Consider the following 13,089-nt stretch of genomic DNA (forward strand, 5'->3'; position numbering starts at 1 on the left):
GCCTCAGCCCTGCTGCAGCCGACGTCCGACGTCGCGTGGCGCGGGCGCTCGACGCCGGGGCAAGGCAAGGGAAGCGGTTCGTCAGAGAGGGGCTTGGCCGGAGCGCTCCAGGTCGAGTGCGACCGCTCGCACCGCGTCGACGATCGGCATCAGCTTGCGGCCGAACGGGGTGAGCCCGTAGACCGTCGACTGCTTACTCCTGGACTCGGCAACGCGGCTGACCAGTCCGGCTTCTTCGAGTTTGCGCAGGCGGTTGGTGAGCGTGACCGCGTTGACCTTCGGGATCGCTCGCTGCAATTCGTTGAACCTCAGTTCCGACTCCTGGAGCGTCATCACGATCGCCAAGGTCCAGAGGTCGCCGATGACGGACAGGATCTGCATGCACCGTGCTGTCTGCGGGTCGTTTGTCTCCTCCATGATGCCTTCCATGGTAATTCACTATGCTATCTTTAGTGGTATAGAAGCTTTAGTGGTTGTCTGCGGAAGGGATCTGCGCGCATGAAGATCACGATCTTTGGCGGAACCGGACGCATGGGACACTTGCTCGTCCAGCAGGCCCTGGAGGCCGGGCATGAGGTCACCGTCCATGCCCGCACGCCCGGCAGACTCCGTGTCACCCACCCGCGGCTCTCGATCGTCACCGGACAACTCGACGACCAGGAGTCGATCTCCGAAGCGGTGCGTGCGGCGGACGCCGTGATCGAAGGTGTCGGCTCCGAGAGCGAAGCGACGCGCCGGATCGTCACCGCGATGGACACCGCAGGCGTGAAGCGGTTCGTAGTCGTCTCCACGTGCAGCGTTTCCGACCGCGCAGACCTGCCGGACCTCAAGTTCAAGGCGCTGGTCCGGTTCGTGAAGACAGTCGCGCCCCGCCCCTACGCCGAGGTGCGTGCTGCGGCGGAGACCGTTCGCGCCAGCGACTTGGACTGGACTCTCGTCCGTGTCGCCAAGCTCACCGACGAGGCCCCCACCGGGCGCATCAACGTCGGGCATTACGGTCACGGGACCGTGGGCCTGTCCATCACGCGTGCCGACATGGCGGCCTTCCTCCTCGGTCAGGTATCGGACCGGGCCCACGTGCGCGGCGCTCCCGCGATCAGCAACTGACTTCGACGGGCCTGCGACGTCCGGGACGTGATCGACCCACCCACCGGACAAAGGAGTCTCAGTCTTCCCGCCATCGTGCACGATCTCCACCTCGGACCCGCAGGGCAGCCACCACCGAGCCGGCTCAGAGGTCCCTTCGCATGAGAACGCACATCGTCTCGCGGCGACGGACCGATCCGTCAGGCCCTTCCTCGTCCCAGGCGTCCGGTTCGCGGCCGTAAGCGACGTAGCCCAGGCGCTCGTACAGGGCGCGGGCCCGAGGGCTGTTCTCCTCCACCGCGAGTTCCGCCCTGCGCAGGCCGCGGTCCCTGATGCGCTGCTCGGCGGCTCGGACCAGCAGCGTCCCCAGACCTCGGCACTGCAGTGCCGGGAGCACAGCGAGCTGCCACAAGGTTCCGGCTCCCTCGGAAACCCGGTAGTCGATGCCGCCGATCGCCACCGGCAGATCCACAGGGGTGCACGCAGCCAGGTAGTCCACCTCGCCGGCCGCGGCGCGAGTCAATTCGACCTCCACGTGGCGCAGGTGGGTGGCCGAGCCCGACCAGGTGCATGCGGGCAGGTCGCGGGGCAGTAGGTCGCGCACGCGTACGGGGATGGACACGGTGGCATCGGGCGATGCGTGGTCGGTCTTCACGGATGTGAGCATGCCGACCGATGCGATGGAGCGGCAATACATTTCTCCCGCTCATCGGACGGCTTGGACTGCGGCCCGGACGGCGCGGGGCTGGTTGAGCAGGTCGGTGTTGTCCGCCCACTGGTCCACGCTTCCTACCAGCGGCAACGCCCTGAGGTCCGGGTCCGACACGGTACGCGCGAGAGCCTGCGCGAAGCGTTCGGCGTGCAGGACCAGGAAAGGTCGTGCGTGGTACGGCCGGCGCCCGGGGTCCACCGGAGTGATGAGACCGGATGCGTTCTGCAGCGATGCGACGGTTTCGTAGGCATCGCACAGGTGGGCTTCCCTGACCGGATAGTCGGTCGCCGCAAGCGCACCGCGGAGCATCGGGCCGAGCGACTCCGCCACCGGCAGCCGGCCGAACGAGCTGCCGAGCCACTTGCCGTAGGGGGCGTACTGCCGCTCCAGCAGCAGGCACAGATGCATCAGGCCCCGCACCAGACGCGCGGCCACCACCGCTGAGCCGAGGTCGTCACCGGCCTCCGCGCAGCGCCCCACGAACGCCTCCTCCTGCGAGATGCGCTGCCACTGACAGGCCAGCAGGTATCGCCATACCTGCTCCGGATACCAGGACAGCCTGCGCCGGACATCCGTCAGGGTGCCGAGACCATCGTGGAAGACCGTCCCTCCGGTGGTCTCCGCAAGCCGTTGCTGCGGCATCGCCAGCCAGTCCCGTACGCCCAACTCCACTTCCGACGAGCCCAGTCCGAGACAATTGGCCAGCCAGGCATCCACGTCGTACAGACCCACGCGGTGATTGACCGGGCCGTCGGTCACCTGCATGCGCCCGACCGGATCCAGCGGATCATCACTCTCCTGGAAGTGGGTCGGCCACCCCCGCACCTGCTTCGGCAGCCGTTCGGCCAGGACGCGACGGATGTGTTCACCGTGCTGCGCCTTGTCCTCGGCTGTCAGGAAGAGCTCCAGTCGCGGTCCCCACTCGTGATCCGCGGACCTGGGGGAGTCGAATCCCAGCACCTCGGATCCGCTTCCGACCCGCGCGGCGGCGTAGGGCAGTCCCGGAAAAGCCTCCCGGAGGATCGGCTGGACCGCCTCTTCGTACAGGATCCTGGACAGTTCGATTCCTGGAACGAACCTGGCACCGGAGATCGTCATGCCCCCCACTGTGCTGGCCCTGCTCGTCCCGTGCCAGCGGTTATCCGTACGTGTCCCGGACCGTCAGCAGCAGCCCACACCCCGGCGGCCGTCGGTCAGGCGGAACCGCTGGGTGTGCCGCCCGCCGACACAGGCCGACACGGGCGCTGTCATCCAGGTCTGAGGCGAGCATCCGGGGGCACACGTGTTCCAACGGCGAAAGGAGCCACGTCATGTTGGGAATAGCTGCGGCAGTACTGTTCTTCATCGCCTTTCTGATCAATGCCGCCGAGATAGCGACGAACGATGTCTTCGCTTCGACGAACGTCATGCTGATCGGCCTGATTCTGCTGGCCCTGCATGTCGCAGGCATCGGGAACGGGCGGCGCGTCGGCCGACGTTGACCGTCGTACACCTGGCCGGGTGAGCGTCCTCGCCGGCACCGGGCCGTGGCCGAGTCCGCGGTCCGGTGCCACTCCGCCGGCACAGCACACGCGGGGACGCGGCCGTCCAGGACAATGACGCCATGCGTATCCGTCCGGTGAACATCGACGAACTTCCGCTTCTCCAGGACATCGAGCGAGCCGCCGGGCAGTGCTTTCGCGATATCGGCATGCCTGAGATCGCTGAGGACGAGCCGCTGCCGGTCAGCGAACTGGCTCGCTACCGGGAAGCCGGCCTGGCGTGGGCCGCCGTTGATCCGGCTGACGCCCCGGTGGCCTACCTGATCGCCGAACTCGTCGACGGCAACCTCCACGTCGAGCAGGTATCGGTGCACCCTGATCAGGCGCGTCGCGCTGTCGGACGCCTGTTGCTGAACCATCTCGCGGACCACGCCGTGTCCGACGGCGTCCCCGCCCTCACCCTGACCACGTTCGCCGATGTTCCCTGGAACGCGCCTTATTACACGCGCTGCGGTTTCCATCGGCTCGACGACAGCGTGCTCGGTCCGCACCTGCGGGAAATCCGACGACAGGAAGCCGCTCACGGTCTGGACCGATGGCCGAGGGTCTGCATGCGCAGAGACCTGTGACCAGGTGAGCGAGGACGGAGCCGACCTACTCCGCGCGCTGCGGACTGATGACGTGCTTCGTGACTGCCGGACGGGCGACGATCGGTACGCCATCGCCCGTCACCCCAGGCGCGTCAGCAGGTGCCCACGGCGAAAGCGCCTGCTCGCGTGGCTCGCGCAGTATCCGCCCGACCTGTCGGTACCAGCGGGACGAGGTCGTCGCGGACGCCGGTGACAGGGCGGGGGAGGGGCTGTTCCGGGTATTCGCGCGTGCCCGCATGGAGTTGAGAGCCGCAGCGCAAAGGGTGAAGACTGTCCGGATGCGATGGCTGATGCCCCCTCAGGAGGCGGGACCAGGTCCTGCGCATCCTGGGGTGGTCCGCCATCTGGCCACATCGACGCCGCGCTGTCCGCAGCGGGCGGTGGCCGGACGGACCGGCACGCCGCCGTGCGTCCGGGGAGGGCGGCATGGCCGGACGGGAGCCGAATCCGCCCCGTGGATTCACCGGATCGAGTGGAAGAGGGACATGGCAGAGTACGAGATCACGACAGCCGGAATCCGTGAGATGACGAGGTTCCTGGAGTGGGCCGACGACGAACAGTGGAACCCAGGGAAGCTGGACCATCTCCCCTTCCACGCGGCCGACCCGCACGGGTTCTTCCTGGGCAGGCTGGACGATGAGCCCGTCACCTCCGTATCCGCCGTACGGTACGGAGCGGATTTCGGATTCATCGGGTTCTACATCGCGCGGCCCCCGGCCCGCGGCCAGGGGTACGGGATCCAGGCGTGGCGGGTGGCCATGAAGCACCTGGACGGCCGGAACGTGGGCCTCGACGGTGTGATCGACCAGCAGGACAACTACCGGAAATCTGGATTCCGCACCGCCTGGAACCACTTGCGGTACGCGGGAGTTCCGAGTGGGGAGAAGGCCTCCGGAGACATCACGGTCGTCGACGCCGGAACCATTCCGTTCGGCGGACTGGCGTCGTACGACCGTCGCTTCTTCCCCGCGCCGCGTGACGCCTTCCTCTCCTTGTGGGTGGGAGTACCCGGCCACACTGCCCTCGTGGCACTCCAGGACGGCGAGTTGAGGGGTTTCGGGGTGGCACGCCCGGCCGAGTCCGGCGCGCGTGTCGGCCCTCTCTACGCCGCTTCCGACGACATCGCCCTCGCCCTCCTGAACAGCCTGTCGGCAGCCCAGCAGGGGGCGCCGGTGGCGCTCGACGTGCCCGATGTGAACGCAGCGGCGATCAGGCTGATGGAGCGCCTGGGACTCGAACCGACCTTCGAGTGCGCCCGGATGTACACCCGGGAGGCACCAGAGATCGACATGGCCGGCATCTACGCCGCGACCACCATCGAACTCGGATAGGACCTCCCCGACCGCCATACCCGTACCCCGCCCGGCCGGAACGGCAGCGACCCCTGTGGCCGACCCGGATCCGGCACTCCATGGGAGTCGCGCTCTACAGCTGGTCGGCGAACACCCCGGCCAGCTCGCGCCATTCGGCCCGAGGCAGGCCGCTACCGCCTTCGTCGGCGGTGAGGATCTGCAGCGCCACGTGGTCGGCTCCGGCGTCGAGATATTCCCGAGTCCGGGTCTTCACGCGCTCGGCGTCACCGAGGGCGAAGAGCGCATCGAGGAGACGGATGCTGCCGCCGCCGTCGAAATCGTTCTCTGCGAACCCCAGGCGCAGCAAGTTGTCGGTGTAGTTGGGCAGCTTGAGATACATCGCCAGCATGTTCCGTGCGGTGGTGCGGGCCCGGTCGATGTCGGTGTCGAGGACCACCGAGAGTTCCGGGGCGAGCAGCGCGTCGGGGCCGAGTGCCGCACGTGCCTCTGCGGTGTGTTCGGCGGTGACGAGATAGGGGTGAGCGCCCAGGGCCCTGTCGGCGGCGAGCTTCAGCATCCTCGGACCGAGCGCGGCGAGGACCCGGTGCCCGGAGTCCACCGGTGGCGTCGCGGCGTCGAGCGCGTCGAGATAGGTGACCATCGCGCTGTACGGCTTCGCGTACTGCGGCACCATCGGGCCGTGGCTGACGCCCAGGCCGAGCACGAACCGTCCGCGCGAGCTCGCGTCGATCGCGTTGATCCGTGCCGCCACATCCTCGGCGGCATGGTCCCAGATGCTCAGGATGCCGGTGGCCACGGTGACCGTGCCTGTGGCGGCGACGACAGCTGCGGCATCCTCGACCGAGGGGCTGCCCCCGATCCACAGAGTGCCGTACTTCAGCTCTTCGAGCTCGGCGACGGCCTCCGCGATCGCTTTCCTGCCCGCGTCGTCCGCTCGCGACCCGTGCAGGGCACTGCTCCAGATGCCGACCTGTCCGAAGGTCTCGCGCTTCTCAGAAGTCATGGTGAGGTCAACAGCGCACCGTGTTCACTATTCCCGGCCGGACGGGGGTTCATCCGAACGGAGCCTACGGCGAGGAGGGAACGTACACGCACCCAGGTCGACGGAGGGTGGGTGGAGTGAACGCCGTCGGGAACCGGAGACGCTCGGCTTCCTCGTGAGCGATCGTTCCGTGGACGTTCACGAGGAGCTCACTGCGGGTCCTCGTGTGAGCCGGATCCCCAGGATTGGCTTCGCGGCGTCCGGTCCGACGCAACAGACGAGGCACACATGTCCCTAAGGCGCGCAGTCGCAGGCCTGGTCCTTCTTCCCGCGCTCGCAGTCCCGGCGACTGCGCAGGCGGCCGCGGCTCCCCACACGCATGAGCCGGTTCGCGGGGCCGCGTTCGACTTGCAGGCCCACCGTGGGGGCCTCGGGCTGACCACGGAGGCCTCCCTCGAGGGCTTCGGCAAGGCGCTACGCCTGGGTGTCAGCACTTTGGAGCTGGATACCCAGATCACCAAGGACCGGAAAGTGGTGGTGACCCACGACCGGCAGGTCAGCGCTCAGAAGTGCAGGGACACCGGTCCGCTCACGTCGGGTGATCCGATGTACCCGTATGTCGGCAAGTACATAAGGGACCTGACGCTCGCGCAGATCAGGAGTATGGACTGCGGCTATCAGCAACTGCCCGGCTTCCCGGAGCAGGAGCAGATCAACGGATTCCGCATGGTCGAACTCAGGGACGTCCTCAACCTGGTGAGGAGTTACCGCGCCAAGAGGGTCCACCTGAACATCGAGACGAAGGTGGAGGCCGGAGCGCCCGAGCAGACCGCGCCGCGCGCGCTGTTCGTCCGCCGCGTCTTCGAGGAGATTCGCCGATCAGGCATCGAGGACCAGGTGTCCGTCCAGTCGTTCGACTGGGGGGCGTTGAGGGAGATGCACGAACTCGCGCCGTCCTACCCTCTGGTGGCGCTGACGAACTACGACTTCCTCCAGGTGGGGAAGCCCGGAGCTTCCCCCTGGCTCGGCGGGATCGACGCCGATGACTACGACGGAGACTTCGTGAAGGCTGCCGCTGCCGTTCCCGGCGTGACAGCACTGTCCCCGAACTACGGCTTCCCGCAGAGCGGAACGGTCGCGGACCCCGACTTCCGGTTCTACCCCGACAGGAAGATGGTTCGCGATGCACACCGGCGCGGACTGAAGGTCATCCCCTGGACCTGTGACGACCCCGCCACCATCGAGGCGCTCATGGACATGGGCATTGACGGGATCATCACCGATTACCCCGACCGCGTAAGGGACATCATGGCTGCTCGCGGCATGCCGCTGCCCAGGTCCTACCCGGCACCGCGCCCCTGACGAACGGCGTTCCGCCCACACCAGGATCGGCGTCCGCCTGTGGTCATGAAGGGTTCCTGCAGGCATCGCGGCTCCTTCGACACCGAGTGCGATCGCCGTACTGGCTCGCCCTGCCCGATCGCGCGAGGACGTCGTATCCGACGAATGTGAACATGCTCTGCGCCGTATCCAGGGGCCGGGATTCACCGGCCAGGCGGTGCACTCCCACACCGAAGCCCGCGTCGGGCTCGGACATCCACAGCCTCTCGAAGCCCTCGGCCTCCAGCCAGCCGCAGATCCGGGGCACCAGGTCCGGCGGCTTACGATGCCGCGTCCAGACAAGCGTTCCACCGCTCCGGCACAGCTGCTTGCTGTACGTGGCGACACGCTCGACATCGTCATCTGTGATGTTGCCGAAGACTCCGCAGACCAGCACGAGGTCCGCAGGGGCCATGCCCGTGTAGTGGGTGGTGGACGCGGCATCTCCCACCACGACTTCGATGCCGTGCAGACCGGCGGCGCGGGCGGATTCCCGCGCCGTCGCCGCGTTGCCGACGTCGAGCTCGACCAGCCGCGCCGTGACATCGCCACGACGCGGATGGTCCCAGAGGGCTCCGATGAGGTCATGCCCCTGGCCCGCGCACACACTGATCACCCGGACCGGCCCCGGCGGACATTCGTCCAGAGCCAACCGGATCCGCTTCCGAACGACATCGAGCCGCCGCCTGAGCGAGGAGTCCGTCCGGTCGTAATCCCTGTGCCACGCATGCCAGTCCATGCCGCGAACCCTACGAGCAGCATGGAGTGCACGCAGCTCGATAAAGGACGCAGCGGCTCCTTCCGGTGTCGGCTTCGGGAAGGGTACGCACGGTCAGGGGGCGAGCTGGGGAGCGGACTTCCCTGGTTGCTGTCCGCGAGAACTGCCGCGGACAGCAACATCGGGTCAGATCTCCTCGCGGTCAGCCGATTCCGCAGGGTGCAGGATGGGCGATGGGGCCGGTTCGGCGTGGGTCCGGGAGTGTGCTCATCGGTCCCGCGTCCGGTCAGCGCGGCTCTCGGATGCCGTCGATGATGCGGGTCCAGTTGTCATTGCCGTGTCCGTCCTCGATCGCGCGCCGATAGTGGGTCTGCACGGCCATCGGGAGCGCCAGGCCGAGACCGAGCGACGTGCTGGTCTCGACGATGTGGTCGGCCGTCGCACCCATCATGGTGACCGTGCTGAGGTCGCCGGGATGCGTTCCGGCATCCAGCGCGGCGCCGGGTTGATCTTCGCCGGCCCTCAGGATGTCGCCGATCGAGTCGGCGGACGAGAGCAGCTCCGGCAGCGCTTCGCCGGCCTTCATTCCCGCGGCGCCCAGCATCGCGGTGGCGTGCATCAATCCGGACAGGGTGGTGAGGAACACCGCGAGCTGGGCTTGGTACATCATCTGGGCGAGGCCCGGATCCTCGCCGAGATACCTGGGTGTACCGAGCAGGGTCAGCGCGGCCAGGTGTCCCTCCAGCACCTCGCGGCGGCCGCTGTAGTAGACATGGGCCGCCTCCGTGCCGACCATCGGCGCCGGGACCATGACTCCGCCGGTGAGGAAGGTGGCGTCCTGGCCCGCTGCCCAGATCGCTGCCTCGCGTGTGCGGTCGGGCGTGTCGGAGCTCAGGTTGACCAGCGTCCGGCCGGCGAGGGATTCGGCGGCGCCGGTGAGGACGTCGTACATCGCCCGGTAGTCGGTGAGGCTGAGGATCACGAGGCCACTCGCTTCGACTGCCTCGCCAGGTGTCGCAGCGAGAGTCGCTCCTTCGGTGACGACGCCGTGGGCCCGACCGGCGGTGCGGTTCCACACGGTGACAGGGTGCCCGGCGGTGAGGAGGGTGCGGGTCATCGCCTGGCCCATCGGGCCGAGGCCGATCACGGTGACAGGGCTGTCTTGCCTGGTGTTGCGGTTCTGTTGTTCGTTCACCCCTCCATGCTCGGAGAGCGTCACTACTCTCGGAAGTACCCACTATTTTCTGCGGTACTTACCTTTTCGTAAGGGGACCATTGATGGCCAAGGCGCCGAGGAACGGGCCCTACATCTGCGGCATCGACGCTGCGCTCGACGTGGTGAGCGGCAAGTGGAAGGGGCTGATCCTCTGGGAACTCGACGCCCATGGCGTACGCCGCTTCGCCCAGCTCCGCCGTGGTCTGCCGGGGGTGAGCGAGAAGATGCTGACCCAGCACCTGCGCGAGATGGAGGAGGACGGACTCGTGCACCGGGAGGTCTATGCCGAGGTGCCGCCCCGCGTGGAGTACTCCCTGACCGAGCACGGGCGCACGCTCAACCAGGCGCTCGGGCCGCTCGGCTCCTGGGGGACCGAGCGGATGCGTCGCGAAGGCTCCGGGCAGGCCGACGTGGCCGAGGCCGCCGCACACGGTCAGGCAGTCTGAGCAGGCGCACTCTCAGCCCCGCCGACGGACGGGAGGCGGATTCCGCACGTGCCACAGTGTCCGGGCCTCCTCTGAGCCGGCGGGCCGTCGGAGGACCTCCTCGGCCGCGTTCATCTGCGGCGGGCGTGCAGCACTCCGGCGAGCAGGAACGCGAGCACTCCGGCAAGTGGGACCACCAGGAGGCCTATCCGGAGACTGGTCGCATCGGTCACCAACCCGACGATCGGCGGCGAGGCCAGGAAGCCGAGGCGCATCAGCCAGGAGACGATCGCCAGCCCCGAGCCGGGCTTCAGGCCGGGCAGTTCGTCGGCTTCGTGCATGGCGGCGGGCACCAGCGTCGCCACCCCGAATCCGGCCGCGGCGAAACCGAGGACCGTGCCGGGCACCGTGGGCACCGCCAGGGCCAGGCCCATGCCGACAGCTGCGATCAGGCCTCCTGTTCGGGCCACGGTGCGCTGGCCGAACCTGTCGACGAGCCGGTCGCCGATGACGCGGCCGACGAACTGGGCCCCCACCAGGGCGATGTAACCGAAGGCCGCCAGCGTCACCGACGCGTGCAGCGAGCCGGAGAGATAGAGCGTCGCCCAGGAACTGCCCGCGTCCTCGACGAGGGTGCCGGCCGTCGCGATGAGCACGAGGGCAGTCAGCACATACACGGTGCGTCGACCGGGCGCCGCAGGCCCCGCCTGCCGCCCCACGTGGGCGTCGGCCTCCGGCTCCGGGGACGGCTCGCTCTCCGGGCCGGACAAGCAGAACCGCAGGGCGACGCACGCAGCGATCGCGAACACCACGGCCGAGATGGTCAGGTGCAGGCCCCTCGAGAGACCGAGTGCGACAGCCGCGGCGGCCATGCACCCCCCGGCGACGGCGCCGATGGACCAGATCGCGTGGAAGGAATTGATGATGGAGCGTCCGTAGCGACGCTGCACCCGCAGCCCGTGGGCGTTCTGCGCGACATCGGTGACGGAGTCCATCGCTCCGGCGAGGAACAACGCACCCGCGAACAGCACTACGGAGTCGGCCAGGCCGGCGGCGAGAATGCCCGCACCGGTCAGCAGTGTGCCCAGCACTGCCGCCCGGGCCGAACCCAGTCGACGGATAGCCGCTCCGGCGGCCAGGCCCGCCGCGATGGCCCCCGCCGGGAATGCCGCGACGGCCAGCCCGTAGACGGCGTTGCTCAAGTCCAGATCGGCCTTGATCTGCGGATATCTCGGCAGAAGGTTGGCGAAGAGGGCGCCGTTGGTGAAGAACAGCACGGCAACGGCCACACGAGCCTGCCGGTCGGTCTGGGCGAGCCGGCTCGGTGCGTCAATAGTCATACGGGAACCATATAGTCCGAGCGTACGAACGTACACTCGTCCTGGTGCACATTGTTCCCGGACCAGGTCGCAATGGGCTTCAGCTACTTGGCCGACGCTCCGGCTTCGGCGAGGTGCGAGGCCGAGACAGGGCTGTAGTACACGGAGCGACCTTGCTTGGAGCGCTCCAGCAGCCCATGTGCGACCCCCTGCTCGAGGGTGTTGCGCACCACAGCCACCTGCGTCGTGCGCTGGGGGTGAGCCTCGGTCAGGGCCGCGGTCACCTCGGCGGCGGACTTCGGTTCCCTCTGGTCCGAGAGATATCCGGTGACCAACTCACGCCACGTCGGCTCGCCGGCCCCCTTGGGCGTTGCGGTCTCCTCGGGGGCGGTCTGCTGTCCAGCCCGGGACTTGGGTCCGCCTCCTCGCTTCTGCGTTGCCGTCCTGCTCTTGGCGCCTCGCGCGGCGGGCACGGACGCCGCTGCCTTGCGACCCTTGCTCTTGGGCGCAGCCGGCTTCTCCGCGGCGCCCAGCACGTCTTGCATCTTGACCAGGATCTGCTCACCCTCCTCCAGCTGGATGAGCTCGTCCTGCAGTCGGGTCAGTTCGGCGCGCGCCCGGTCCTGCTCACTCCGGTTTGCTTCGAGATCATCTGTGATCCGCTGTGCGTAGTCTGCGCTGATGCCGGATGTAGGAGTGTTTTCGGACATGCAGTCCTCGTCCTTCGCTCGCTGTGTCTCAAACGGGTATAGCGGTTGATGCTACCGACACCAACGAAGGCGGCGCCGCAGTAGATACAGATTCGCCACGACGCGGACCTCCTCCGACGTTCGAGCGCAAGCAACCCGAGGGTGTCGTATCCGAGCGCGCAGGCCTCTGCACCCCGGCGATTCACCGGTGTTGGCGCGAAGTTGCGCACTGCGGGCACTCACACGCGGCCTACGCCTAGTTGAACGCGATCAGGCACGCCGGACGGTGTTCAGCCGCGCCGACACCGCGGACGGCTCGGGACTCCTCGCAGCCGCCGCAGCCTCGCCCTCGACGCGGATGACCGCGCCCGACCTGGGGCGATCCCGACCGCGTGGGTCCACGTGGGTGGTCCGCGGCGCGTCACCCGCCCGCTGTGTCAGGCCCTCCGCGGCAAGTGATCCGGTGACCGGCATCGGCAGCTCGCGCTCATGTCGTGCCGTGCGTAGGAGTGAGTCGAGTCCACAAGACGTACACATCGTGTCGTTGCTCTCTGGTGGGGGCCGGTTTCGCCATGTAGCGTCACTGCCAGATGTCGTGGTTCGCGTATCAGCCCGCGCTTCGGTGCGGGCGTTTTGCTGTATCGGTGCGGACCACGGCGCCTCCGGGACCGCGAGGTGCGGATCCGGATATCAACGGGAAGGCACCAGCATGGCCAGCGGAACCGTCAAGTGGTTCAACGCCGAAAAGGGTTTCGGCTTCATCCAGCAGGACGGCGGCGGGCCGGACGTCTTCGCGCACTACTCCGCCATCAACGCCACCGGCTTCCGTGAGCTCCAGGAAGGCCAGGCCGTCACCTTCGACGTCACCCAGGGCCAGAAGGGCCCGCAGGCGGAGAACATCACGACCGCCTGATCGTGTAGGTCGAGTTCGTCCAGGCCCCGGGAAGCACGATCCCGGGGCCTGGTGACCGGCGTAAGCCGGTGCAATCGTAAGCAGGGCAAGCCAGGCCGACGCGCTCCCAGTGCTGGACGCCGAGCGTTCTGCCTCCGCTTCCCCGTCTCATGGGCCTCGCCGGTATGGCCACCGTGGTCGAAAGTCGGCATCCGACGCCTCTGCC

The 13,089-nt window shown here is 68.0% G+C and carries 15 protein-coding genes; 7 read left to right on the forward strand and 8 right to left on the reverse strand.

Annotated elements, in window-relative coordinates; genetic code table 11:
• Positions 1–81: 81 nt before the first annotated feature.
• Positions 82–417: a winged helix-turn-helix transcriptional regulator gene (locus ACFWFI_RS05940; RefSeq protein WP_387386001.1), complete on the reverse strand. Its 336-nt coding sequence runs from the start codon at positions 415–417 to the stop codon at positions 82–84.
• A gap of 81 nt (positions 418–498) precedes the next feature.
• Here ACFWFI_RS05940 and ACFWFI_RS05945 point away from each other — a divergent pair, with 81 nt between their 5' ends.
• Positions 499–1,107: an NAD(P)-dependent oxidoreductase gene (locus tag ACFWFI_RS05945; RefSeq protein WP_387386004.1), complete on the forward strand. Its 609-nt coding sequence runs from the start codon at positions 499–501 to the stop codon at positions 1,105–1,107.
• A 124-nt stretch (positions 1,108–1,231) separates the two neighbouring features.
• Here the strand turns inward: ACFWFI_RS05945 and ACFWFI_RS05950 are convergent, their stop codons facing one another.
• On the reverse strand, positions 1,232–1,753 hold the full coding sequence (locus ACFWFI_RS05950) for a GNAT family N-acetyltransferase (RefSeq protein ID WP_387386007.1): 522 nt from the start codon (positions 1,751–1,753) through the stop codon (positions 1,232–1,234).
• A gap of 39 nt (positions 1,754–1,792) precedes the next feature.
• Positions 1,793–2,896, reverse strand: a complete 1,104-nt coding sequence (locus tag ACFWFI_RS05955) for a DUF4037 domain-containing protein (RefSeq protein WP_387386009.1) — start codon at positions 2,894–2,896, stop codon at positions 1,793–1,795.
• 212 nt (positions 2,897–3,108) lie between these two features.
• Between ACFWFI_RS05955 and ACFWFI_RS05960 the strand changes: the two genes are divergently transcribed.
• From ACFWFI_RS05960 to ACFWFI_RS05970, 3 genes are all read left to right on the forward strand, one after another.
• Entirely contained in the window at positions 3,109–3,279 is a 171-nt protein-coding gene (locus ACFWFI_RS05960) for a hypothetical protein (protein ID WP_187282311.1), read from the forward strand.
• Positions 3,280–3,401: 122 nt separating this feature from the next.
• Positions 3,402–3,908 carry a GNAT family N-acetyltransferase gene (locus ACFWFI_RS05965; protein WP_387386011.1) on the forward strand — a complete coding sequence of 169 codons (507 nt, stop codon included), beginning with the start codon at positions 3,402–3,404 and terminating at the stop codon, positions 3,906–3,908.
• 506 nt (positions 3,909–4,414) lie between these two features.
• Positions 4,415–5,260, forward strand: coding sequence for a GNAT family N-acetyltransferase (locus ACFWFI_RS05970; protein ID WP_387386014.1), 846 nt, complete (start codon positions 4,415–4,417; stop codon positions 5,258–5,260).
• Positions 5,261–5,354: 94 nt separating this feature from the next.
• Here the strand turns inward: ACFWFI_RS05970 and ACFWFI_RS05975 are convergent, their stop codons facing one another.
• A complete protein-coding gene (locus ACFWFI_RS05975; RefSeq protein WP_387386017.1) occupies positions 5,355–6,245 on the reverse strand; it encodes a TIGR03620 family F420-dependent LLM class oxidoreductase in 891 nt (296 codons plus the stop codon).
• Between the two features lie 267 nt (positions 6,246–6,512).
• Between ACFWFI_RS05975 and ACFWFI_RS05980 the strand changes: the two genes are divergently transcribed.
• A complete protein-coding gene (locus ACFWFI_RS05980) occupies positions 6,513–7,586 on the forward strand; it encodes a glycerophosphodiester phosphodiesterase family protein (RefSeq protein WP_387386020.1) in 1,074 nt (357 codons plus the stop codon).
• 43 nt (positions 7,587–7,629) lie between these two features.
• On the opposite strand, the gene ACFWFI_RS05985 is transcribed toward ACFWFI_RS05980, so the two are convergent.
• Together ACFWFI_RS05985 and ACFWFI_RS05990 are read right to left on the reverse strand one after the other, a co-directional pair.
• Positions 7,630–8,343: an SAM-dependent methyltransferase gene (locus ACFWFI_RS05985; protein ID WP_387386022.1), complete on the reverse strand. Its 714-nt coding sequence runs from the start codon at positions 8,341–8,343 to the stop codon at positions 7,630–7,632.
• Between the two features lie 265 nt (positions 8,344–8,608).
• Complete coding sequence (locus ACFWFI_RS05990; RefSeq protein WP_387386025.1) at positions 8,609–9,517, reverse strand: NAD(P)-dependent oxidoreductase; 909 nt, start codon at positions 9,515–9,517, stop codon at positions 8,609–8,611.
• An 83-nt stretch (positions 9,518–9,600) separates the two neighbouring features.
• Between ACFWFI_RS05990 and ACFWFI_RS05995 the strand changes: the two genes are divergently transcribed.
• The gene (locus tag ACFWFI_RS05995) at positions 9,601–9,984 is read left to right on the forward strand and encodes a winged helix-turn-helix transcriptional regulator (RefSeq protein ID WP_387386027.1); all 384 of its coding nucleotides are present in this window, start codon (positions 9,601–9,603) and stop codon (positions 9,982–9,984) included.
• Between the two features lie 110 nt (positions 9,985–10,094).
• Here the strand turns inward: ACFWFI_RS05995 and ACFWFI_RS06000 are convergent, their stop codons facing one another.
• Both ACFWFI_RS06000 and ACFWFI_RS06005 read right to left on the reverse strand, forming a co-directional pair.
• Positions 10,095–11,303, reverse strand: coding sequence for an MFS transporter (locus tag ACFWFI_RS06000; RefSeq protein WP_387386030.1), 1,209 nt, complete (start codon positions 11,301–11,303; stop codon positions 10,095–10,097).
• Positions 11,304–11,386: 83 nt separating this feature from the next.
• The gene (locus ACFWFI_RS06005) at positions 11,387–11,992 is read right to left on the reverse strand and encodes a hypothetical protein (protein WP_387386033.1); all 606 of its coding nucleotides are present in this window, start codon (positions 11,990–11,992) and stop codon (positions 11,387–11,389) included.
• A 688-nt stretch (positions 11,993–12,680) separates the two neighbouring features.
• On the opposite strand from ACFWFI_RS06005, the gene ACFWFI_RS06010 reads away from it, so the two are divergent.
• Complete coding sequence (locus tag ACFWFI_RS06010; RefSeq protein ID WP_014158060.1) at positions 12,681–12,884, forward strand: cold-shock protein; 204 nt, start codon at positions 12,681–12,683, stop codon at positions 12,882–12,884.
• The last annotated feature ends 205 nt before the right edge of the window (positions 12,885–13,089 follow it).

The sequence above is a fragment of the Streptomyces sp. NPDC060209 genome (assembly GCF_042728155.1).
Taxonomy (GTDB): Bacteria; Actinomycetota; Actinomycetes; order Streptomycetales; family Streptomycetaceae; genus Streptomyces.